Origin of the sequence: Limnobacter alexandrii, assembly GCF_005871185.1 — a bacterium.
GTDB classification, from domain to species: domain Bacteria; phylum Pseudomonadota; class Gammaproteobacteria; order Burkholderiales; family Burkholderiaceae_B; genus Limnobacter; species Limnobacter alexandrii.
In genome coordinates this window covers 251,882-275,494 of sequence record NZ_SWKN01000010.1, presented here as the reverse complement: position 1 = coordinate 275,494, position 23,613 = coordinate 251,882, and the positions used below count along the sequence as shown (strand labels likewise).

The window sequence follows — 23,613 nt, the reverse complement described above, 5'->3', positions numbered from 1 at the left end:
AAATCCGGGCTTTTTTTTATCACTTGGCGAAATATTACTGCTCAATCACCACCGGTTTTTTCAGCGCAACCCAACCTTCGGCCTTGGGCAAATAGTTCTCTTCAATCACGTTGCGCTTGATTTTCATGGTGGGTGTCAGGAAGCCGTTTTCCATGCTCCACAGGTCTTTCACCACCACAATACAACTCAACTTCTCGTGCGCCTCAAGTTGACCATTCACATGGTTCAGCAGCTCGGTCATTTCACTTTCAACCCGTGCAGCCTCATTGGGGTTTTGCTCCACTTGTTTGTGCTCCTCAAGTGGCAACATCACCAGGGCGAATGGCTGTGAAAACGAGGGGCCGGTAACGCACACTGCTTCAATCAATTCATGGCCGTTCAAACGGTTCTCAATTGGCACGGGCGCTATGTATTTGCCCTTGCTGGTCTTGAACAACTCTTTCACGCGACCGGTAATTTTCAAGCGACCCTGATCATCAATCACACCCATGTCGCCGGTTTTCAGGAAACCGTCTTCGGTATACGACTGCGCAGTCAGCTCGGGGTTTTTGTAATAGCCCATCATGTTGCAGGGGCTTTTCACCAGCACTTCGCCAACTTCGGAAATTTTGCACTCCACGCCAGGATAGGTGTTGCCCACGTAACCCACGCGCACCTTGCCGGGCAGGCTGCAATGCGAGTAAGCGAAGTTTTCGCTCATGGCATAACCTTCGAGCAAATCAAGCCCCAGGTTGCGATACCAAGACATCAACGCAGGGGCCAAGGGTGCCGAACCACTCAGCGCCATGCGCACTTCAGCAAGCCCCAGTTTTTTCAGCAAGAACTTTTTGAACAAACCGGACAGAATCGGGATTCGGAAAATAACATGTTGCACACCCAGCGGAATTTTTCCGCAAATACCGTTGTAAAACTTGGTCCACAAACGAGGCACCGAGAAAAACAGCGTGGGCCGTGCGCGTTGCAAGTCTTGAATGAAGCTGTCCAGCCCAAACGAGAAGTACACATGAAAGCCATAGAACAGCGAGCCGGTTTCCAGAATGGCACGCTCGGCCGCGTGGGCCAGCGGCAAATAGGAAATCATGCGGTCGTTGTTGTTGAAAGTCATGACCTTCGATGTGCCACGCAGGGCGCTGATCATGGCGTTAAACGAGATCATGACACCTTTGGGCTTGCCTGTGCTGCCAGACGTGTACAGCATGGTGGCCATTTCGTCTTTGCTGCGCTTCACCGGGTTTTGTGTGGGTGCAGTGCTGGCAACAATGTCGTCCCATTTCTTGGCGTGGGCCAACTGCGGCGCCAAAGGCAAAGTGATAGTGGGCATGCTGGTGGGAATGCCCTTCTCGACCACGCGCCACAACTCGTCCATTTTGCCGATGAAGATCATTTTCGAATCGCTGTTGTCCAGAACGTACTCAGCGGTTTCAGCATTCAGCGTGGGGTACAAGGGGATGGACACATGCCCTGCCCGCCAAATGGCGAGGTCGGCCATGATCCAGTGCGCACTGTTCTTGCCCAGAATGCCAATGTGGGTTTTCTCGGGCAGGTTAAGCGACTGCAAGTAAGCTGCCATGCGGTTCACCTGGTCGGCCACTTGCGCCCAGGTGTAGTCCACAGTTTTCTCGGTAGAGAATGGCTGCGTGAAGTAAACCTTGTTGGGTTGGGTTGCGGCCCAATGGTCCAGGCAATCCAGCAGGGTCTCGAATTTCTCGAACTGCGCTTCGCTCATGTGTTTGTCTCCATGTTTTTTATTAGGACTGCTGCGCCTAAACCTCCACCGGCACAACTAGATACTACCGCGTACCTGGCGTTTTCTACTTTTAATCTTCTCGCTGCGGTGGTTAGCAAACGAATTCCAGTGGCTGCAAACGGATTGCCCAATGAAAGCGACCCACCCCAAGTGTTCAGTTTGCTGAGAGGTAACTCCCCAGGCACAGCGCCTGCGTAATATTCATCTGCGTATTCCGTGCGGGCCATACAGGCGATGTTCACGAGAATTTGAGCAGCAAAGGCTTCATGAAGTTCCCACACATCGATGTCATTCATGCTCAACTTGTTTCGGGCCAACAATGCGGGAATGGACACGGCTGGTCCAAGCAGCATTTCGTCTTCCAGGCTTTTTACTGCGGCCAGTTGATAATCCACCACTTCGGCCAAGGGCTGTAAGCCCATTTCCCTTGCGGCTTCCAGGCTAGTCACCAGCAAAGCGGCGGAACCATCGGTAAAGCGCGATGAGCCTGCTGCCGTGATCACACCGCTTTTGCTGAAAATGGTGCGCATGGTCGACAACTTTTGAATATTACTGTCTTCGCGCGGTGTGTTATCTTGTGTAATGAGGTGTTTAAAGCCGGGCACCTGCACCGGGATGATGGTGCCTTCGAAGTGGCCTTGCTTTAACGCATCAATGGCCAGCTGGTGGCTACGCACTGTAAAAGCATCGCAGTCCTCCCGGCTTACCTTGAACTTCTGCACCATTTGCTCGGCACACACACCCATGGTTTTGCGCGTGGTGAAGTCGGTGCCTGTGGGCATTTCGGGTTTCAAATCGCTTGGGCGAAGTGAAGCCAAATTTTTCAGGATATTTTTAGCAGAGGAATTTTGCCGCACCTTCATGGCTGCTCGGCGAATTTTTTGCGAGTAACGGATTGGAATATCCGAGAAGCTTTCCACACCCGCCGCAATACCAACATGAATTCGACCCAAGGCGATCATGTCGCACAAATTCGCGAAGCCCACACTGGCTGACAAGCCCGCCATCGATGTGGTGTAAGCCGGGATGGTGGCGGGCAAGCCAGCACTCAACATGCTTTCGCGGGCGACGTTCGAGGTTTCAATTTCATGCAGCACCGTGCCCATGGTCACCATGTTCACGCGGTTTGAATCAATGCCGGTCTTGTTCACCAGGCCTGCGATTGCTTTGCCGCCCAACTCGTACGTCATCAATTGGGAATAAGCACCCCCCGAATCCAGAAATGGCGTGCGCACGCCGTCCACAATCACTGCCTTGCGAATCGACTTCATTTGAAACGCCCCACCATATGCAAGGTGCCATCGGCTGCGGCCAAGCGAAGTTGTGTATAGCCTTCAGAATCTTGTGTTGTACTGGTTTGCACCTGCATGCCCGCATTGGGCAGTGGCAGTGGTTTGATCCAGCGCACATCCAGGTCAGCCACAGTGTGCCCTGCATTGTTCAACACCTCCCAAGTGCGGGCCAGTTGCCCGAAGCCGTGCAGAATGCAGCTTTTGAAGCGAGTGCGTTTGCCCACCGCCTTGATGGTATGAATGGGGTTGAAATCACCCGTCAACATGGCGAAAGCCAAACCGTCTTCTTCCTCGGCAGTCCAATTACCTGCGGTGTTGAATTCGAATTCTTCACGTTTGGCGGGTTTGCTTTTGCCAGCAGGTTTTGCCCTAGGCACGGTGGAGTAGCTGTCGATGACCATGGCCAGTTCACCCCTGGGGTTGCTGGCCTGCACGCGGGTGTGAATGCGCACTTTGTCGCCATCGTCTGTCACATCCATCAAGCTGCCGCGCAAGGCAATGGCCTCGCCCCGCTTCAAGGGCGCGTGAATTTGCATGCGCAAGCCTTGGTTCAGCAGCGACAACAAATTGTAAGGCGCAAGGCTGCCCAGTTTGGCCAGCATGGGCATGGCCCAGTGGCTACAAAAATGCACAGGCATGTCGATGCTGTAGCGGTTGGCGGGTGCGCCAGTCCATGCCACGTATTGATCAAGCAATTCATCGTTCAATGCGGGCACATGCATGCTGTGGTGAACCGGCAATTCCGGCAAGACGCCGGGCCGCGTAATGGGCGTTGCATTGCGAATGGCCGCCCAACCCATGGACCGAATGTTGGGCCAATGCAAGGCCAAATACTTCAAGGGGTAATCTGCCAACATGGTGTGTGTATTCCTTTAATTTTTACAAGCCCAACTGCTTGCCAATAATTTCATTCATGATTTCATACGTGCCGCCGCCGATGGATGCAATGCGGTTGTCGCGGTACAAACGCTCCACCAAACTTTCGCGCATGTAGCCCATGCCGCCGAAAATTTGCACGGCTTCGTAAGTAATGAAGTCCGATGTTTTGGTGGCGAAGTTTTTGGCCATGGACACTTCTTTCAAAGCAGGCTTGCCCGCCTGCATGCGTGCTGCAACGCGGTATGTGAACTCGCGGCTGGCTTCCAGTTGCGTGGCCATGTCGGCCAGTTTGTGGCGAATTACCTGGTGCTTGCTCAGTGGCTTGCCGAAAGTGCTGCGGTTTTTGGCGTAGTTCATGGCCTCGTTGAATGCCAGTTCCGACAGGGTGTTGGCGTAGCAGGCCAGGCCCAAACGTTCGGCTTCGAAGTTGGTCATGATCATCATGAAGCCACCATTCTCAATGCCGATCAGGTTCGACTTGGGCACCACCACATTGTCAAAAAACAGCTCCGCTGTGTCGCTGCACCACCAACCCATTTTTTTCAATGGCTGGCCAGTGCTGAAACCCGGGGTGCCTTTCTCAATCAACAGCATGCTAATACCGCCGTAACCATCGCCACCCGTGCGCACGGCCACGGTGTAATAGTCGGCGCGAATGCCTGAAGTAATGTAGGTTTTAGAACCCGATACTTTGTAGTGGTCACCACAATCCACCGCGCGGGTTTTCAAGTTGGCCACATCGGATCCACCCCCGGGCTCGGTCACTGCCAGCGCGATAATTTTGTCGCCACTCAGCACTTCCGGAACAATGCGCGCTTTCATCTCGGGACTGGCCCACTTGGCAATTGGCGGCAAGGCAATGCCGTGCGACATGAGGCTTGAGAAGAAACCACCGGAGCCTGCGCGCAGCAATTCTTCAGTGGCCACCAGGCTCATGAAGTAGTCGCCCTCGGAGTTGCCACCGAATTCTTCCGGGTAACCGATGCCCAAAATACCTGCGTCGCCAGCCAGTTTGTAAATTTCGCGGGGGAAGGTGCCTGCCTCTTCCCACTCATTGATGTTGGGTGTGACATGTCGTTCAACGAAGCGGCGAATATTGCGGCGCGCTTCCTCGTGGGTTTCATTGAAGTAAGTGGTGAACATGTATGAGTGCCTTAAAGAGGAGATGACAGTTGTCGAATGCGGGTTTGGAAGTACGGTGGGCGACGAACCTCGCCCTGCCCCAACCAGGCAGCCGCTGCAGCAAATGCGGCACGCCCTTCCGGCATGGTGGGAGAAAATAAAATGAAATCGTGAAACACACCCGACCACACATCGACATGGCACACAGTGCCGAGTTGCTGCGCTTGCTTGACCAAACGTAGACTGTCGATCATGAATACTTCATTGGCCGAACATTGCACGTACACAGGCGGCAACATTGAAAGGTCGCCCAGCAGCGGCGAAATCAATGGGTTTTCCGGGTTGTGACTGTTGGCATACGGTGTGGCGAACATGCGCTTAAGCCAGTCGCGGGCCAGCGCTTCGTTGTGCCCCAAAAATGCATCCACCACTTCGGGGCGTAACTCGCTTTCACCCAATGAAGGGTCGAGCCAAGGCGAACTCAAGTAAACACGCGAGGGCAAACGCAGGTTCTGCTGATTCATAGCGTGGCACAGTGCAAGGCTTAAGTTGCCGCCTGCCGAATCGCCGGCCAACAACAATTCATTTTGCCCATGCTCAAGCAACATGGCTTTCCACACAGCGATGACATCGTTCAATCCCGCCGGGAATGGGGCCTTGCCCATCAAGGTGTAATCGGGCACCCACGCACGCGCTATGCCCGACTTCTTGCACAAGCGCGCAACAAAGGCGCGATAGTTGGCCGCACTGCCAAACGCAAAACCACCACCATGCAAAAACAGCAAGGCTTGTTGTTTGTTGGCATGCACGCTGTTGTTTTCGATAATTTCAACAGGCACGCCGTGAATTGTGCGTTGCTGCACATACACTCCCGCTGGCATGCGTGAGGTTTTTTGAAGTAGATTGGTGACGCGCGCACCCACACGCCACACTTTTTCAGGGTTGCGGGCGGCCAGCAAACGGCTTTGGCACAGGCGTAAAAACAGGGTGACAGATTTGGACATTGAACTCATGCAACCATCTTGTTGCATGCAGTTTGTTTGGCCTAGGGCAAAGCTGGACAGAATGGGGGTAAATAGCGACAGCGTGTCTTAATTTACCCGGTGATGCTGAATAAATTCCATGGGTGACATGCCAAACCAGCGTTTGAAAGCACGACGAAAGTTCGACACCTCTTGATAACCCAGGCTCAGCGCCACCGATTCCACGGTGTTGTTGCTGACCAGCAAGCTGAGTTTGGCCTGGCGGGCCAGTTCAGAATCGCGCAGGGTTTGGTAACTGGTTTCCTCATCCCGCAGGTAACGCATGAGCGTGCGCGACGACAAATGAAAATGATTGGCCACCTGCTCGCAAGTCCAGATTTGTCCGGGGTTGCTGCGAATCAGCTCGGTAACCCGTGCTGACCAACTGCTAGGGCGGCGTTGTTGCAGCAACAATTGTTCACAGCGCGCCAAAGCCATGGCGTGGGTTTCCGGATCGGCCATGGGATTGGACATGAGCGCGAGGCCATGAGGAATCACGATTTTTGTTTTGGGTTTGTCGAAGAAACAGGGGGCATGCAAAAACTCGGGATACTGATCGGCATGGGCCGGGGCAGAATACGCCAGCTCAATACGCAAAGCGGGCTGTGAATTTCCGATGATCATACCCAGGTGATTGACCATGGTGGCCAGCACTGCTTCGCAAAAAAAGCGGCCTACTTCATCGAGCGCAATGCCCATGTTCAAGATGACTGCAAAGTGATCGCTGGCAATGTGGCCTTCCATGCGCGCAAAGCCACCCCGGATATCGTGAAACTTTTCAGTGGCTTTCCATGCATGACCAAGGGTAGGCGAGGAAGCAATCAATGTACCCAATGGGCCGTGCGCGGCCAGGTGCAAATTCGCACCCCAGCGCAAACCCAGTGCCGGGTTATTGCTTAGCTGCAAGGCGTTGCGCACAATCACGGCCTGCGTGTCGGCATCAATGTATTTGTTCAGTTCAAGCAGATCAGCCGGGGCCAGCCGTGTGCCTTTGAGCAACAGAAGCTGGCCCTTGTGGTCCAGCCCCTGTTCCCTTGCCAGGGTTCGCGTGTACGCGGTTGGAAAAACAACGTGATTGTTGTTCACACTGGTAATTGCTTACACCACCGCAGCCAAACGCGCGCCTTGATTAATTGCTTCTTTTGCATCCAGTTCAGCCGCTTTGAATGCACCACCGATAATGTGCACTGGCTTGCCCAAGGCAGTGACCGATTCTTCCAGCTCGCGATTGGGATGCTGGCCAGCGCACACAATCACATTGTCCACTTCCAGCAAATGTTCTGCACCATCGGGGGTACGAATGCGCAAGCCCGCATCTTCAACGCCGATGTATTCAACACCCGAGAGCAAGCGAACGCCTTTGGCTTCCAGCGCTGCGCGGTGGATCCAGCCTGTGGTTTTGCCGGGGCCTGCAATTTTCTTGGGCTTGCGCTGGAGAATGGTGATTTGGCGCGTGGCTTTTTCAGGGTTGGCTTTCACGCCAGCGATGCCGCCGCGTGCTTTCTGCTCGCGATCGATGCCCCAGAATTCGCAGAAATCTTCAATGCTGGTGGAAGGCGACTGCTCTACACCATGGTGGGTTAAAAACTCGGCTGTATCCACACCAATACCGCCGCCACCCACAATGGCCACACGCTGACCCACTGGTTTGCCGTGCTTCAGCACATCCAGATAACCCATCACCTTGGGGTGATCTACACCCGGCAGGCTGGGCACATTTGGAATAATGCCGGTGGCTAACACCACTTCATCGAAATCTTTCAAGTCATCGGCTGACACGCGCTTGCCCAACTGGAAATTCACACCCTCTTTCTTCAGCATGGTGTTGAAGTAGCGAATGGTTTCGTGAAATTCCTCTTTGCCGGGCACTTGTTTGGCGATGTTGAACTGACCACCGATTTCTTTGGCTTCATCAAACAAGGTCACCGCATGGCCGCGCTGCGCAGCAGTCAGCGAGAAGGACATGCCCGCCGGGCCAGCACCCACCACGGCCACCTTTTTCTTCGCAGTTGTTTTAACAAAAATCAGTTCGGTTTCATGGCAGGCTTGTGGATTGACCAAACAACTGCAACGCTTGCCGCCAAAAGTGTGGTCCAGGCAGGCCTGGTTGCAGCCAATGCAGGTGTTAATTTCATCGACGCGGCTTTCTTTGGTTTTCAAAACCCAGTCAGGGTCTGCCAGGAATGGGCGTGCCATGGCAATCATGTCGGCATCGCCGTTTTGCAACACGCGCTCGGCATCACCGGGCATGTTCAAACGGTTTGACGCTGCAACCGGAATCGACACCACTTCCTTGATTTTTCGGGTGGCCCACGTGAATGCACCACGCGGCACTTGCGTGGCAATGGTTGGAATCTTTGCCTCGTGCCAACCAATGCCTGTGTTCAGAATGGTGACGCCAGCCTTTTCGAGTTCACGGGCCAGCAGCAGGGTTTCTTCAAGCGTTTGCCCATCGGGCACCAAATCGAGCATGGACATGCGATACACAATGATGAACTCTGGCCCCACTTTGGCGCGAATGCGGCGCACCACTTCCAGCGGGAAACGCATGCGTTTCTCGAAGCTACCACCCCATTCATCGGTGCGCTCGTTGCCGCGTTCAGTCAAAAACTGATTCAACAAATAACCCTCGGAGCCCATCACCTCAACACCGTCGTAACCTGCCATTTTTGCAAATGCAGCCGAGTTGGCAAAGCCGTCAATTTCCTGCTCCACTTCAGCCGCAGTAAGTTCTCGCGGCGTGAACGGAAAAATTGGCGATTGCTTGGCGGAAGCCGAGACCATGTTCACGTTGTAGGCCTGGCGACCCGCATGCAGCAACTGAATGGCAATTTTGCCGCCGGCTGCATGCACTGCATCAGTCACTGTACGGTGGCGTGCTGCATCTTGCTCACTGGTCATGCGGCCAGCGCCGGGCCACAGCACTGCAGTTTCGGAAGTGGCAAAGCCGCCAGTGATCATCAAACCCACATCGCCTTGCGCACGGCGGGCGAAAAACGCAGCCAGTTTTTCAGGCGCTTCTTCTTCAAGCCCGGTGTGCATGGAACCCATGATGACTCGGTTCTTCAAGGTGGTGAAACCGAGGTTCAAGGGCTCTAGTAACTTGGTGTGCATTTCAATTCCTCGGCGGTTGTTGGTCTAAAAACATTACAAATTTATCTGAATATTACGTCAATAAGAAATCATTTATGGCACTCGAAACACATTCACGATGAATGTTCCTGACGATAGGCTTTGGGCGTTTGTCCGCACCAACGCTTGAAGGTTCGGCTGAAATTGGACGCATCTTCGTAGCCCAAGGCATAAGCGATGTCTTCGACCGTGTTGTGGGTGTTCGCCAGCAGCCAACAGGCGCGCTCTTGGCGCACCTCGTCGAGCAATTGCTGAAAGCTGGTGCCCTCGGATTGCAAGTGACGCATGAAAGTGCGCTCAGTCAGGTTTTCTTTGGCAGCCATGGTTTGCAAGGTGGGCATGGACCCTTCCGTTTTCTGCAACTGCATGCGCACGCGTTGGGCCAGGGTATCGCCTTGCTGCAAGCGTTGAAGCTGCACATCGCAGTCGCGAAGCAAGCGCTGCAGGGCTTCGTCGTCGGCAGCCAGGCTGGGGCTGTTCACCAGCGTGCTGTTTAGCACAACCCGCAATTGAGAAAAACCAAAGCTGTTGTGTTGCGCAATGCGTTGGTATTCATGCGCCCAAGCGGGCTTTGCGAACGGCCATTCAATGCGCAACTGGGGCGGAAGTTCTTGCCCGGTGAGTGCGGTAAGCAGCTGCACCAGGCCACCCAGCAACTGACAGTGCAAGTATTCGCGCACCGGGCCTAGGTCGACCCACTCTTCGAGCACTGCTGCAAAGTCGGGTTCCAGCTCAAACTTCAAGTTGGCCAGATTTTGGCGCAAACCGGCATAGCGCTGTAGCAGCAACATGGCGCTGGGCAAATTCTTGCTGGCGATCATGGCAGCACCCAAGGTGCCATGGGCTGTTGCAGTGGTGCGTAACCCGACTTCCAAACCAAGCCAGGGGCATTGGCTAAGCTGCAAGCCCCGCTCAATGAGTTGTCGCATTTGATCAAAACTCATGAACTGGTTGCTTTCATGCAGTTGCTGCCAATTCAAGGGCAGGCCTTCCAGAATTTCAGAAGGCGTATGGCCGCGACGCTGCAATTCAGCACACAGCAAACGCGCGTAGACTGGGTGCAACGCTGGCAAAAGCGCTGCGGTTGAATCGTGTAAGGAATTGGGCAAGTGTTTGTCTCGTGTGTTTTGTTTTTGTCACTTTATGACGATCTTATGCCACCCTGTGCGGTGTTGTCTATGGCCTTGCAAGCCTAAGATGAAACCATCCTGAACAACCCGGTGCACAAAAAATGACTTCAAACACCATGCCCGCTACGCAATACAAAGACCCCAAAAAATACCTTTGGCTTTTGTCGGTCATCGCGCCATTTGCAGCGCCACTCGGCCCAATCATGTACCTGTACACAGGCCACACACAGTGGCTGTGGATATTTTTGGCATTCTTCTACATTGGCCTGCCGGTACTTGATTTCGTGTTTGGCGAAGACAAACAAAACCCGCCGGAACAGGCCGTGCCTGAACTGGAAAACACCACGTATTACCGTGTGATCACCTATTTGCTGGTGCCAATTATCACCTTCGGATTTTTGTTCAATGTGGTGTTTCTGGCCACGCACGATTTGCATTGGCTGCACTGGTTGGCAGTGGCCATTACAACGGGTTCACTGCTGGGTTTTGGCTTGAACCTGGGCCATGAAATGGGCCACAAAAAGCGCAAGCTGGACAAAGCCTTGGCACTGTTTACCCTCTCGCTGGGCGGTTACGGGCACTTCTCGATTGAACACAACCGTGGACACCACCGTGATGTAGCCACACCCGAAGACCCGGCCACCTCACGCATGGGTGAACACATTTACGAATTCATGCTGCGCGAAATTCCCGGTGCTTTCAAACGCGCCTGGAAACTGGAAGGCGAACGCCTGGAACGTGCTGGCAAAAGCCGCTGGAATATTGGCAATGAAATGCTACAAGCCGGCGCCATGACACTGGTGCTTTACACCGCGCTGATCGCCATGTTTGGCTGGCCCATGGTGCCAGTGCTGGCAGTGGTGGCCTTCTGGGGTGCGTTCCAGTTGACCAGTGCCAACTACATTGAGCACTACGGCTTGATGCGCCAGAAGCTGCCCAATGGAGAGTATGAGCGTTGTGCCCCACACCATTCGTGGAACAGCAATCATCTGGTTTCAAACCTGGTGGTGTTTCAGTTACAGCGCCATTCCGATCACCACGCCAACCCGGCGCGCAGCTATCAATCCCTGCGTGATTTTCCGGAATTGCCCAGCCTGCCCTCAGGTTACTTCGGCATGTTTTTGGTGGCCTATGTACCACCGCTGTGGTTCGCAATCATGAACCCAAGGCTGCTGGAAGTGGCGGGCAAGAATGCACAGAAAATCAACATTCACCCACGCAAGCGCGCACGTGTCATTCAGCGTTATTCGCTGGCCGTGTAATCGCGCGGTGCTCATTCTGCGGGAATGCGCAGATCAAAACTAGCCAGCCTGATTGATCTGCTTGCCCACAGCGCCCTCTTGCAGGGCGCTTTTTATTTCAGCCGGAATTGATTGTTTGGTGAATGCTTTGGCGTCCACCAACACGTAGGTGGCTTGTGCGGTCGCCACTAGAACATTGGTGTCTGCGTTTAGAAATTCAAATGTCAAATTGAAGCTGGTGTTGCCAAAATGACTCGGGTAGACACTGGTTTTCAGCAGGTCATCAAAACGCGCAGGGGTTTTCCATTCGGTGAGCAGGCGAACCACTTGCGTTTCAAACCCCATGCGCACCAGTTCGTTGTAGCCACCCATGGCAGCGCGCATGTATTCAGTCAGTGCCAAGTCGACGTAGTCACCGTAACGGGCGTTGAATACGACACCTTGCGGGTCGCATTCGCCGTAACGCACCCTGAATAAAAACTCAAAAGGTTTGCTCATTAAAAACTCACACTGGCTGCGGCACCAAAGCCTGGGCCAAATGTTCATGCCGCGCCTTGGCATTCTGCTCGGCCTGCTCAAGTGCGGGCACGCGCGACACACCACGAATCATGTCGACTGCTTTTTCAGCCATCATCATCACCGGTCCGTTGGTGTTGCCACCAATCAGGCTGGGCATGGCTGAAGCATCCACAATGCGCAAGCCTTCAAGCCCGTGCACACGCAGCTGTGGATCCACCACTGCCATGGCATCAGTGCCCATTTTGCAAGTGCCCGTGGGGTGGTACACCGTGTCCACGCGGTTGCGCAACACTTCACGAATTTCGTCGTCGGTGTGCACGTTCTCGGTGAATTTGTCTTTCACGATCCACTTGGCCAGCGCCGGTGCATGCATGATTTTCCGGGTCAGTTTGAAACCCTCCACCAACTCGTCCAGATCGCGCGGGTCTTTCAGAAAACCAATATCAATCAGCGGTGGTGTGTCCATGGTGTTGCCTTGCAGAGTAAGGCTGCCGCGGCTGCGAGGGCGCAACAAACACACATGGCAGGAGAAGCCGTGGCCCATGTGCATTTTGCGGGCGTGGTCATCCACCATGGCTACAACGAAGTGCAATTGAACGTTGGGATCTTGAAGTTCGGGGCTTGTTTTCAAAAACGCACCACCCTCCGCAAAATTGCTGGTGAGCGCACCGCGGCGGTGTTTGCGGTAGCGGAAAATTTCACGCAACAAGCGAATGCCACCGCGTATGGACAAACCCAATGTGTCCAGGCTTTTGGTCGAGTAACCAAAAATAAAGTCAGGGTGATCCTGCAGGTTTTTGCCCACGCCCGGCAGGTGATGAACCACATCAATGTCGTGGCGGGCCAGCTCAGCAGAATCGCCCACACCCGACACCATGAGCAATTGCGGCGTTTGTATTGCACCCGCAGTCAGAATGATTTCCTTGCGTGCCTTCAACACCACAAGCTGACCGTTGATGGACACTTCAACACCCACTGCACGCTTGCCCTCAAACAACACACGCTGCACCATGGCCTTGGTGTGCACAGTCAGGTTTTTTCTGTGCATGTGCGGAAACAAATAAGCACGCGCAGCGCTGAAGCGTTCGCCATTTTTCTGGGTGACCTGGTAAATGCCAACACCTTCCTGGTCTGCACCGTTGAAGTCTTCGGTAATTTTGAAACCGGCCTGCTTGCCAGCCTCAAGATAAATTTGTTGAAACGGATTGTCGGAGCGCAGATCAGCCACATTCAACGGTCCGCTGTTGCCGTGGTAGGCGTCACGAATACGCTCATTGCATTCGCTGAGTTTGAAGTAAGGCAACACGTCTTTGTAAGACCAACCTGCGCAACCTTCTTCGGTGGCCCAACGGTCGTAGTCGGATGCTGTGCCGCGGATGTAGACCATGGCATTGATGGCTGAAGAACCACCCAATGCTTTGCCGCGCGGTTGGTAGCCCTTACGGCCATTCAATCCGGGTTGCGGAACGGTTTCAAAGGCCCAATTGTTGATTTTGGTGGGCAACATGGCCACCGCACCGCTGGGAATATTGATGAGGTTGCCGGTGCCGTCGCCCCCGGCTTCGAGAAGGCATACATCGAGCGTTGAGTCTTCACTCAGGCGACCTGCCATGGCACAGCCACCGGAACCACCACCCACCACGATGTAGTCGTGTTCTGTCTTCATCTGCTCCTCCTGATTTTCAAACCCGCTTGGATCGGGCTTTGTGATTTTCTCACTTGATCATAGAGGATGCCGGGTCAAAAGAAACGCCCTGAAGTACACAAAAAATTGATAATTCCGGTCAAGCGATGCGCGTGATCTTCTCTGGCGTGGCAGGTGCAGTGTTTACCGCATTTCCAGCCAGCTGATTGATCTGTCCCAAGGCCTCTTCCACCTCTCGCATCACGCGTTGGGTCAATTCCTCAACCGTGGGTACATCCTGCACAAGGCCCTGCACCTGACCAATCAACTGTACACCTTGGGTGTGATTGCCATCTATGGTGGCTTTTTTGATTTGCAAAACAGCGGCACCGTAAAAAGTAACGGTAAGTGTTTGCTCCAGGCCCATTTTAAAAACGTCTTTAACAATGCCGAGCAAAGGCTTGTTCATTTCACGCGCAGCCAGGTAAGCACGCCACATGGCACGAACGGGATTGAATGGTTTGGACATCACTTTTTTGGAATTCGGTGTGGTCATGACCCGGCAAGGAATGCTGTCGAAGTTCTTGCTGTAAATGGTTTCTTCCACTTCTTTTTTCACAATCAATTCTTTGGTGTTGGCATGCACCGGGCTTTCTTTCGACGCGGCCCAGCGTGTGCCCATCGCCACGCCGTCTGCACCCAGTGCCAGTGCAGCCACCACGCCACCGCCTGTGCCAAAACCACCTGCCGCAATAATTGGAAGTTGTGTGACCTGCCGAATTGCGGGCACCAACACCAGTGATGTGACAGCACCGCCGTGTGCGGCGGCCTCATGGCCTGTCACCAGCAAGGCATCCGCGCCAGACTGCTCGGCCTTCAAGGCATGTTTGGCATTCACCACGGTAACAATCACTTTACCGCCGTAGTCATGCACACGCTTGCACACGTCCGCAGGGCTACCCAAACTGAAATTGATTACAGGTACTTTTTCGTTCAGGGCCACTTCAAGATTTTCACGGGCGCCAGGCATGATCAAGGCACAACCAATGCCGAAAGGCTTGTTGGTCAGGCTTCGAACCTTGCGAATTTCAGCCAGGGTTTGTTCCGGATTCAAATGCCCAATTGCCAGAATGCCGAGCCCGCCTGCATTCGCAGTGGCTGCCACCAGGTCGGCATTGGCCACGTAGGTCATGCCAGGGCACACCAGCGGGTATTGAATGTTGAACATCTCGGTGATGCGGGTTTTCATGGGCTGTCCGTAGATCGAGTGGGCCGGGTCGGGCAATCCAATGAATATTACATCAACCGAGATATTCTGATAAGCAGCGTAAGTATTTGCAGTTCAGCTTTTATCCCAGGGTTTTGGTCAAATCACCCAGCAGTGGCAAGCCGCCGAGCAAGCCACCTTCGGCACCGCTGGTCGAGCTAATCGAGGAAGTAAGGCCTCCCAACAAGTCGCCGACCACCGGAATACCGCCGACGGCATCGCCACCGGAAAGCAAGCCACCACCCAAGGCATCGCCCAGCACGGGAAGGTCACCCAGCAATGGAATGTCGCCCAGCAAACTGCCGCCGCCACCCAAACCGCTGGTCAAACTGTCCAGCGCGCCACCCAAAAAAGGAATATTCGCCAAGGCGGAACTGACATCGCCACCCAGCGAACCTGCAAGGTCACCAACCAGATTGGTGACTGGCGCTGCGGGCGTGCTTGCACCCACCGATGAAACCGCATCGCCGACACCGCCCAGCAAGCCACCCACCGTGTTCAGCAAAGTGTTGCCTCCCTCACCAATCACCGCCAATGGCGTGGATGCAAGGCTGCTTTCCAGCCCACCACCCAAACCACTCAAAATACCGCCCAAACCACCGTCGTTGTTGCCGGTGGCCACCGAATCAAAGGCTCCACCCAGGGTACCTGCGATGTCGCCAAGCACAGGCACTGGTGCCAATAGTTGCCCTACGCTGTCGGTGACATTCACCACAGTGCCAACCACACCGCCTACACCATCACCGGTGTTGGGGCCAGTGGTACCGAGCAAACTGGCCACCAAATCTGACACGGGTGCCAGCGGTGTTCCTTCACCGAAACCACTCACCTGGTTGGCGGCCACGCCCAACAGGTCGGTCAAGGTGCCAAGCCCCATGTCCAGCACATTGGCCACCGGCGCCAAGGGTGTACCCTCCAGGCCACTGCTCAAGCCATCGGTCAGACCAGTCAAAATGCCGTTCACGCCACCGTTGTTGTTGCCCACCAGTGTGGATTCAATCACATTGCCGACGGCGTCAACCACGTCGCCAACCACCGGCACAGGTTCGACCAATTCGCCAAGGTTGTTGGTCAGATCGCTGATTGTTTCGGCAAGACCACCCGCATTTTCTGCGGGCAAAGTACCCGGGTTACCGCCACCGCTGCCACCACCATTGTCATCATCTGACCCGGCAAACAAGGCGGCCGCACCGACTGCGCCGGCAACCGGCAATGCACTCACACCGGCACCTGCTCCCAACAAACCAGCGCCGAACAAGCCGCTCATTTCGCCAGTGGCCTCTTGACCATCCAGCACCGCCGCCTGGTTTTCTCCGTCAAATTCAGACACCAGCGTGACATTGCCCAGCCCATCGCCTGCATTGGATGTAATCACCACTTGCCCGTTTAAACCGGCATCCGGATCGAAGCCCAACGTGGCCACACCACCGTTGGAAATTTCAAGAAAGGCCGGAATTTGTTGCTGTGTACCGGGAATGCTGAGCACTGCAATCGAGTTGCTGGTGGATCGCAATACGTCACCAGCTTGCAACACCATGTCTTCACGAAGCGGCGTTTCAATGCCGTTTCGCTTCACAAACACATCACCGTCAATATTGGTCACAGAGGCTACTACTGGGCTGTCGAAGTTCATGGTGTATTCCTTGGATCAAGCAAAGTCAGCGTTTTGAACCACGATGGATTCAGCAAATGCTGCGGAGGAGTTAATGGGAGAGGAGGACTGGGAGAAATCGGTGAAGTCACGTGGGGAAATTGCAGCCGAGGCTGCGTCAAACTGGCTGTTCATGCCGAACAGAGACAGATCAATTTGCGTGATTTGCGACACGATGCTGTTGAACAAATCAGCGGGAATCACAGTGGAGGCCAGTGACAAATCGGTGGTGTTCATGCCCGGCAAGGTGTCCATGCTTTCCAAGGATCCAGAAAACTGTTCCAGACCGGGCAGTGCATCGGCTGCATTGCCCAAGCCACCGGTGAGGTCGCCCAACAAGCCCGACAGTGCATCGCCACCTGTGTCGCCCGTCAATACAGTGGTGGTGGTTCCACCCACAACGCCGCCCAGCAAATCGCCAAGACTGCCCAACACCGGAATGTCGGCCAAACCGTCTTTGATTGCATCGCCAAGAAACGCCAAACCATCTGCCAAACCACCAGGCAGAGGAATTAAATCGCCTTGACCGCTACCCAGCAAATCAGTCAAGCCATCGATCAAAATTCCCAAACCCGGAATCTCGCCCAGGCTGTTGTCCAGGGTGTCTGCGACATCCGCCAGCAAACCGGCAAGCCCGGTGAGTTCGGTGGTCGTCACCGGCGGATCGGTTGGATCGGTTGGATCGGTTGGATCGGTTGGATCGGTTGGATCGGTTGGATCGGTTGGATCAGTTGGGTCGGTGGGTGTTGTCGGGTTACCTGTATCCACCACCTCGTCATCGTCGCCATCCAGCACGGCGGCCCCAAGCACGCCAGCACCTATTACACCTGCGGCGGTGCTGGCCGATGCACCCCCAGCCAACAAGCCTGCGCCCACCAAGCCAGAGAATTCACCTTCTTGCGGTGACAACACAGCCGTGTTCACTGCTTCGCTCACCTCGTAAAGCTCAACACCTTCACTCAGCGCCGTCACCTCGGTGCGTGCGGGCGCGTCGGGCACATCAGACTCCAGCGCGTCCAGCCTGGCCGAGGCATTGGGTGCCAGTTCAAGCAAGGCATCGCCGTGGCTTGCGTGCAATGCGGGCATGTCCACCTGCACCACCTGGCGGCTGTTGTTCACTATCGTGTCGTCCCAAAATACAGGGTCACCGGGTTCAAGGGTCAGGGTTTGACCCATTCGCTGCACGGTCACGCCCACAGCTTGCGTTTTCAAAATGCCCACCGAGGCCATTTCGTTCGACATGTGAATTCCTTGCTGTTTGTTCAGATTGATAGGGGTTAACTGTTATTGGTTAACCATTTCTAGGTAGCGAATATACCTAAGATGTAAGGTTTTTACTGACAAGTTGTAGGGGATTTTTCAAAAAATTGTATTAAAACGACGAAAAAACCAATTTAGGGGGATCAAAATTGGGGGGAGTAGAAGCAGAAAAACCAGAAAAGGATGCGCCGCAATGCCCTGAATTTGAGGCATCATTCAGCATCCAAATTTTTTGCAATCAAGGGGAAATCAAATGGCTCAATTCGAGAATGTGACCGTGGTGAAAGCCGCCAATATTTACTTCGACGGCAAAGTGACCAGCCGCACAGTGTTGTTTGCCGATGGCACGAAAAAAACCTTGGGCGTGATGCTGCCTGGCGATTATGAATTCGGCACTGCGGAAAAAGAGATCATGGAAATTCTGGCAGGTGATATGGATGTGTGTTTGCCCGGTGAAAGCTGGAAAAACATTCAAAGCGGCCAGTCTTTTGAAGTACCAGCCAATGCCAAGTTTCAATTGAAAGTGAAAACGCCAGTGGATTATTGCTGCAGCTACATCAAGTAACTAGGCAGGCACCACGAACTTTCCAAATTCCAGACTGCCCGTGCGTAAGGTAGGGGCAGTCCCGGGAAACAGCCAGTAGGGCTGAGATTCGGAAGACGGCACCACATTTGGAAAACGCTCATCCACAGGGCTTGGTCCGGCGATATTTTTTTCCTGCACCATGGAAATGTACTGATCCACCACATATTCCTGCGTGTTGCCGTTGATGATCACTTCAGCCCCGGTTCTTTTCGCAAAGTCAGCAAGCCCGCTGATGCTTGAGTGCTTGGGCTCGTAGGCGTCGAGGCTGACGCCGTTTTCACTGGTCACCAACAACCCCTGCTCGGTGTGCGCAACAATCGAATGATTGCCCTCGGTGTGGCCTTTTGTGCGCACCAGCGCCACCGCACCGTCACCCAGCCAAACACTCTCATCGAGCAATTCAATGCGCTCCGGTGCAATGCCCTGTGTGCCCTGTGGGCAGTACCACTGGTTTTGCCAGGGAATCAAGGCCTGCGCACTTTCCCACTCTTCACGCATCACCAACAACTTCGCATTCGGGAAAATGGGCGCCTGCCCATTGGCACCCAGCCAGCGGCTTACATTTTGTGTGTGAAGGTGATCATAGGTGATGTAGTCCACGTCTTCCGGGCGCAGGCCAATGCTCGCCAAACACTGCAACACGGTGGATGTTTTCTTTAGCACCAGCGCTTCCATCACGCCGACCAAGGGACCGGCTTTTTTGTCAAGATGCGCAAAAAACGGCGTAGCACGCTGGTTTTCCCAATCGGACGGACTCACCAAAAGAGTTTTCACACCTTCACTGCTGGAGAACTGAATAACAAACAATCGGTTGCACAAGTGAACAAAAGGCGTGGGCAAACCAAACGCATTCAAATAGGCAAACTTGCTGGGGTATGGCACGCGCACCAACTCAAAGGTTTTGTAAAAAAGCACTCGGGGCTTGGCCAGCATGTCACGGCGAAAGTCCTTGGCCGCTTCGCGCACATTGTCCACGCGCTGCATGGGGCGCAAGGCCTCTCGGGTGCCGTCGAAATGACCGATGCGTGTGAACATGGTGATTGCCCTCAATCAATGGTTGCGCTTTGTGAAACAAGCTCACTATAATTTGGACAAGAAATCTTGTCAAAAGTGAAACCTGAATGAGCAAAACACCCACGCGGGCTTACGGGGGCGTTGCCGCTGAGCAACGTGCCGAAGAAAGAAGAGAACGCCTGTTGGCCGCAGCGCTGGAACTGTTTGCGCGACAAGGCTATTCGCGAACCACGATTGAAGCCTTGTGCAGCGAAGCCAAAGTAACGGCTCGCCACTTCTACCAACTGTTTGACAGTCGCGAGGCGATACTTCGTGCGCTGTACGACAACATCATCGCAGATCTTCGTGCAGGTGTGTTGAAAGCCATGTCAGCACCCGAACTGAATTTGTCCGAACAAATTCCATTGGCCGTTAGCGCCATGGTGCAACATTACCTCGAAGACGCACGCCATGCACGAGTGGGCGTGCTGGAGGTTGTTGGCGTAAGCCCGCAAATGGAAGCCCGCAGGCGGGAGGCCATTCACGACATGGCTGGATTGATTGAGGCCTACTTGGGCAGCCTGGTTGAACGCGGGGACCTGCCCAAACGCAATTACCACCTGGTGAGTGTGGCCTTGGTGGGCGGCATCAATGAATTGCTGGCAGAGTGGCTGATGCTGGACAACCCGCCCGACATTCCGGAACTCAGTGAAGAAATCATCAACATTTTGAATGCATTGATTCGAGGGGCGGCACGATGAAGCAGGTAGATTCAAAAGGCGTGCGCGACGCCCTGCTGTTTCACGCCGCATTTTTTGCAATTGCCATTCCGGTTGCACTGAACACATCGGGCACGGCACTGGGTGTAACACTGGTGGTTTTTGCGCTGGCCTACAACATTGCCCTGCCATTGGCTGGGGTGCTGCGCGGCCATGGGGAATGGGTGCGCTTGTGGAAATTTTTATTGCCCTTGTCGATCGCCCTGCCCTGCGCAGACTGGATGCTGGTTGAACGCATGGGCACATTGACTTTTCCCGACCATGGCATTCCCCGGCTCGGCGGTGCGGTGCCACTGTACTTCATGGGGCTGTGGATCATGCTGCTGTGGCAGGTGTGTTGGCTTGCAATGGCCACCAAAAAGCCTTACCCCGTGGTGGCCGCACTTTCGCTGGGCGGATTCCTGATTTGGGAGTGGGCTGCCCGGCCCATGAACCTGTGGCATGCACAAGATGTGTTGCAGGTGCAGGGCTTTGCCATTTACCCCTTGATTCCAGAAATGTTGCTGGCGATTGGTGCCCTGTGGCTGTGGAAGGTACTGGGCAATCAATCAACACTTCAACAAATTACTGGCGCTTTGGCCTTGGCTGTTTTTTACGCCGGCGCGCTGTCACTTTCACTGCTTTGGATTGGCTAACACATGAACTCAATTGAACTGAAACAGCCCTTCACCCTGCCTTGTGGCGTTGTTGTTCCCAACCGGCTGTGCAAAGCCGCAATGACCGAGGGCGTGGCCAATGCAAGGCTTCAAGCCACCGAACGACACGCCACCTTGTACAAGCGCTGGGCCGAAGGTGGTGCCGGTATTTTGATCACTGGCAATGTGTTGATTGACCGGAATATTCTGGAACGTCCCGGCAATGTGTCCATTGACCCTGCCCCTGAGCATGGCGATCCTGAAGGCATGGACGCCCTGCGCGCCTGGGCCAAAGCGGGCACCAGCAACGGCAATCAGTTGTGGATGCAAATTTCCCATGCCGGGCGACAATCGCCGCGCTATGTCACCACGAAACCGGTGGCACCGTCTGAAGTTCAACTTGAGTTGCTGGGCAACTATGCGGCACCGCGTGCGCTGCGCGAGGATGAAATTCTGGACCTGATTCAACGCTTTGCGCGTGTGGCCCGCATCGCCAAAGAGGCTGGCTTCACCGGTGTGCAAGTGCATGGCGCACACGGCTATTTGCTGTCTTCATTTCTTTCGCCCATCACCAACCAGCGTACCGATCAATGGGGCGGCAGCCTGGAAAACCGCGCGCGCTTTTTGCTGGAAGCCGTGCGTGCCGTGCGCGAAGCGGTGGGTCCTGCGTTTCCCGTGGCTGTGAAACTGAACTCAGACGACTTCCGCAAAGGCGGGTTTTCGAACGAAGAATGTTTGCAGGTGGTGAAGTGGCTAAACGACGAGAAAATCGATCTGCTTGAAATTTCAGGCGGCACTTACGAGCAGCCTCGTTTGCTGGGCCACACCGGTGCGGCTGATTCGGCGAAAGACGAGCAACCCGCGATGCGGGAGAGCACCAAGAAGCGCGAGGCTTATTTCCTGAACTATGCAAAAGCCATTCGCGAAGTGGCCACCATGCCCCTGATGGTGACTGGTGGTTTTAGAAGCCGCGAGGCCATGGAAGAGGCACTGGCTGACGGCGTGTGCGATGTGATTGGACTGGGTCGCCCGCTGTGCACCCACCCCGACACACCCAAGCAATTGATGAATGGAAAAATTGACCGCGCCGCCAGTTTCGAAAACATGTTGAAGCTGGCCGACAAAGGTATATTTTCGCCAGTGAGCCCAATACTGCCGTTGAAGTTGATCAATGTGCTAGGTGCACAAGCTTGGTACTACCAACAAATTTTCCGGCTGGCCGATGGCTTGGAGGCCAAGCCCTCCATGAGCCTGATCGGCGCCTTCTTCAAATATTTGTTCAACGAGTGGACCACGGCATTTAGGGTCAAACGCGCCAAATCTTAAGGCTTCATCTTTTTCACCCACTCACCCAACGGTGTTGCTGCAGCCCACAAGGCGTGGCCTGCATCGTTGGAGTGAATGAAATCACCACTGTTGTATTGGGGCAAGAATGTCAGGCCACCGGGGGCTTCAACCTCGGCGTTGTAATCCGCCACCCCATCACATTCACCACTGTTTAAAATCCAGTCATTGAGCTTGGCACGTTCACCATTCAAGTTAGCCTGCAACGATTGCGCACCAGGAATCCAGGTGGGGCAATACACATTGATACCCTTGGCATGGGCTTTTGCAATCACCTCCTGGTAATTGGCAATGATTTCATCGGCACTGCGGCTGGACAAATCGTTGGTCACCCAAACCACCACCGAACTGACACCCACAGTGTCGAACACGTCGCGCGCCAAGCGCGTTGCGCTGGCGTTTTGCAGCGTGTCGCCGCCAATGCCCCGGTTCACAATGGTGTCGCGTTGGCCTTGTGGAATTTCATTCAACATGCGAACCGACAGCAAATCACTGATTCGCTTAAAACCGTTTTGACTCGTGTTAAACCCATGAAAACTGGAACTGCCCAAAAATACCATCGCGCCCTTGGCATCTTTCGTCAGCACTTCGATGTCCCGCAGTGCGTACACCGTGCAACCATTGCACATGATCGGCAAACCGGGCGGAGTTGAAAAGCGGCTGTCGTCAATCAAGCCGTAACCTGCGCCAGAATCCTCCAGCGTTTGATTGCCCGAGCCGTTGGGCAATTTGTAAGACTCGATCCATGTGGCACCAAATTCACCTGGATTGTCGGCACCTTTCACATGCAAACTCACTGCCAGGTCATCTTGATTGTTGACCTTGAACGCAATGGGATCGCTGTAAAAAGATTCGGTTTGGGGTGGAATGATGGCGCTGGTTTGCCCGCAATTGAAAGTAAGTGGCTTGCTGGTATTCAATTTCAGGTTGGCGCCCGTTGCCCCCTCACGCAAACCCACAGCCGCAGCACCAATTTGCATGGGTTGATCGCTCAAGTTAATCAATCGAACTCGAATGGCATTCCCACTGGCCGTAACACGGGCAATGTTTCGAACAGTGGTGTCCACTGGTGCAGTGCCGGTGACATGGGTGACGCCCCAGGCCGACATCCAGCGTGCACCATCGGCTGCATTGGAATTGCTGTTGCACGCCAAACCGGAAGGCTGCGTGTTGGTACCAGAAGTACCTGCGGATGTGCCATCCGATTCCGACGAGCAAGCTGCCACCGCCAATACAAGCAGCGGCAAAAATAGTTTTTTGATTGTGCCGTGATTCAAAACATGTCCCCTGAAGTGATACTGCTAATACTTCAGAGGATGCCTTGGTGGATGTGTTTCAACATTCGTGGATAGCCGCAGCAGAAATGTACCTAAGTAGTTCTGCATCCATT

At 54.3% G+C, this 23,613-nt stretch carries 20 protein-coding genes; 5 read left to right on the top strand and 15 right to left on the bottom strand.

Annotated features, from left to right (window positions below; all coding sequences use genetic code 11):
- Window positions 1–34: 34 nt before the first annotated feature.
- The 8 genes from FCS97_RS14385 to FCS97_RS14350 form a co-directional block, all read right to left on the bottom strand.
- The gene (locus tag FCS97_RS14385; protein WP_138519121.1) at window positions 35–1,726 is read right to left on the bottom strand and encodes an AMP-binding protein; all 1,692 of its coding nucleotides are present in this window, start codon (window positions 1,724–1,726) and stop codon (window positions 35–37) included.
- Window positions 1,723–3,018 (bottom strand): thiolase family protein, encoded by a 1,296-nt coding sequence (locus FCS97_RS14380; RefSeq protein WP_138519120.1) that lies wholly within the window; start codon window positions 3,016–3,018, stop codon window positions 1,723–1,725. The genes FCS97_RS14385 and FCS97_RS14380 overlap by 4 nt, the downstream gene beginning before the upstream one ends.
- Window positions 3,015–3,896 carry a MaoC family dehydratase gene (locus FCS97_RS14375; RefSeq protein ID WP_138519119.1) on the bottom strand — a complete coding sequence of 294 codons (882 nt, stop codon included), beginning with the start codon at window positions 3,894–3,896 and terminating at the stop codon, window positions 3,015–3,017. Before FCS97_RS14375 ends, FCS97_RS14380 begins: the two co-directional genes overlap by 4 nt.
- Window positions 3,897–3,918: 22 nt before the next feature.
- Window positions 3,919–5,061 carry an acyl-CoA dehydrogenase family protein gene (locus FCS97_RS14370; protein WP_138519118.1) on the bottom strand — a complete coding sequence of 381 codons (1,143 nt, stop codon included), beginning with the start codon at window positions 5,059–5,061 and terminating at the stop codon, window positions 3,919–3,921.
- Window positions 5,062–5,072: 11 nt separating this feature from the next.
- Entirely contained in the window at window positions 5,073–6,044 is a 972-nt protein-coding gene (locus FCS97_RS14365; RefSeq protein ID WP_171035325.1) for an alpha/beta hydrolase fold domain-containing protein, read from the bottom strand.
- Window positions 6,045–6,131: 87 nt separating this feature from the next.
- A complete protein-coding gene (locus FCS97_RS14360) occupies window positions 6,132–7,148 on the bottom strand; it encodes an AraC family transcriptional regulator (RefSeq protein WP_138519116.1) in 1,017 nt (338 codons plus the stop codon).
- A 12-nt stretch (window positions 7,149–7,160) separates the two neighbouring features.
- Window positions 7,161–9,176: an NADPH-dependent 2,4-dienoyl-CoA reductase gene (locus FCS97_RS14355; RefSeq protein ID WP_138519115.1), complete on the bottom strand. Its 2,016-nt coding sequence runs from the start codon at window positions 9,174–9,176 to the stop codon at window positions 7,161–7,163.
- Window positions 9,177–9,268: 92 nt separating this feature from the next.
- Complete coding sequence (locus tag FCS97_RS14350; RefSeq protein ID WP_138519114.1) at window positions 9,269–10,303, bottom strand: AraC family transcriptional regulator; 1,035 nt, start codon at window positions 10,301–10,303, stop codon at window positions 9,269–9,271.
- 122 nt (window positions 10,304–10,425) lie between these two features.
- Here FCS97_RS14350 and FCS97_RS14345 point away from each other — a divergent pair, with 122 nt between their 5' ends.
- Window positions 10,426–11,586 carry an alkane 1-monooxygenase gene (locus tag FCS97_RS14345; protein ID WP_138519113.1) on the top strand — a complete coding sequence of 387 codons (1,161 nt, stop codon included), beginning with the start codon at window positions 10,426–10,428 and terminating at the stop codon, window positions 11,584–11,586.
- Window positions 11,587–11,625: 39 nt separating this feature from the next.
- Here the strand turns inward: FCS97_RS14345 and FCS97_RS14340 are convergent, their stop codons facing one another.
- From FCS97_RS14340 to FCS97_RS14320, 5 genes are all read right to left on the bottom strand, one after another.
- The gene (locus FCS97_RS14340; RefSeq protein WP_138519112.1) at window positions 11,626–12,063 is read right to left on the bottom strand and encodes an acyl-CoA thioesterase; all 438 of its coding nucleotides are present in this window, start codon (window positions 12,061–12,063) and stop codon (window positions 11,626–11,628) included.
- A gap of 7 nt (window positions 12,064–12,070) precedes the next feature.
- A complete protein-coding gene (locus FCS97_RS14335; RefSeq protein ID WP_138519111.1) occupies window positions 12,071–13,750 on the bottom strand; it encodes a GMC family oxidoreductase in 1,680 nt (559 codons plus the stop codon).
- Between the two features lie 118 nt (window positions 13,751–13,868).
- Window positions 13,869–14,957 carry an NAD(P)H-dependent flavin oxidoreductase gene (locus FCS97_RS14330; RefSeq protein ID WP_138519110.1) on the bottom strand — a complete coding sequence of 363 codons (1,089 nt, stop codon included), beginning with the start codon at window positions 14,955–14,957 and terminating at the stop codon, window positions 13,869–13,871.
- Window positions 14,958–15,057: 100 nt separating this feature from the next.
- Window positions 15,058–16,608 (bottom strand): hypothetical protein, encoded by a 1,551-nt coding sequence (locus FCS97_RS14325; RefSeq protein WP_138519109.1) that lies wholly within the window; start codon window positions 16,606–16,608, stop codon window positions 15,058–15,060.
- Window positions 16,609–16,623: 15 nt separating this feature from the next.
- Entirely contained in the window at window positions 16,624–17,868 is a 1,245-nt protein-coding gene (locus FCS97_RS14320) for a hypothetical protein (RefSeq protein WP_138519108.1), read from the bottom strand.
- A 271-nt stretch (window positions 17,869–18,139) separates the two neighbouring features.
- Here FCS97_RS14320 and ppnP point away from each other — a divergent pair, with 271 nt between their 5' ends.
- Window positions 18,140–18,451 (top strand): pyrimidine/purine nucleoside phosphorylase, encoded by a 312-nt coding sequence (gene ppnP, locus FCS97_RS14315; RefSeq protein ID WP_138519107.1) that lies wholly within the window; start codon window positions 18,140–18,142, stop codon window positions 18,449–18,451.
- On the opposite strand, the gene FCS97_RS14310 is transcribed toward ppnP, so the two are convergent.
- On the bottom strand, window positions 18,452–19,507 hold the full coding sequence (locus FCS97_RS14310; RefSeq protein ID WP_138519106.1) for an MBL fold metallo-hydrolase: 1,056 nt from the start codon (window positions 19,505–19,507) through the stop codon (window positions 18,452–18,454).
- An 86-nt stretch (window positions 19,508–19,593) separates the two neighbouring features.
- On the opposite strand from FCS97_RS14310, the gene FCS97_RS14305 reads away from it, so the two are divergent.
- From FCS97_RS14305 to FCS97_RS14295, 3 genes are read left to right on the top strand one after another with little or no spacing between them, the layout of a single operon-like run.
- Window positions 19,594–20,226 carry a TetR/AcrR family transcriptional regulator gene (locus FCS97_RS14305; RefSeq protein WP_138519105.1) on the top strand — a complete coding sequence of 211 codons (633 nt, stop codon included), beginning with the start codon at window positions 19,594–19,596 and terminating at the stop codon, window positions 20,224–20,226.
- A complete protein-coding gene (locus FCS97_RS14300; RefSeq protein ID WP_138519104.1) occupies window positions 20,223–20,879 on the top strand; it encodes a DUF6989 domain-containing protein in 657 nt (218 codons plus the stop codon). The genes FCS97_RS14305 and FCS97_RS14300 overlap by 4 nt, the downstream gene beginning before the upstream one ends.
- A 3-nt stretch (window positions 20,880–20,882) precedes the next feature.
- Window positions 20,883–22,205, top strand: a complete 1,323-nt coding sequence (locus FCS97_RS14295) for an NADH:flavin oxidoreductase/NADH oxidase family protein (protein ID WP_138519103.1) — start codon at window positions 20,883–20,885, stop codon at window positions 22,203–22,205.
- Here FCS97_RS14295 and FCS97_RS14290 read toward each other — a convergent pair.
- Entirely contained in the window at window positions 22,202–23,500 is a 1,299-nt protein-coding gene (locus FCS97_RS14290; protein ID WP_138519102.1) for a GDSL-type esterase/lipase family protein, read from the bottom strand. The genes FCS97_RS14295 and FCS97_RS14290 overlap by 4 nt on opposite strands.
- Window positions 23,501–23,613: the final 113 nt, after the last annotated feature.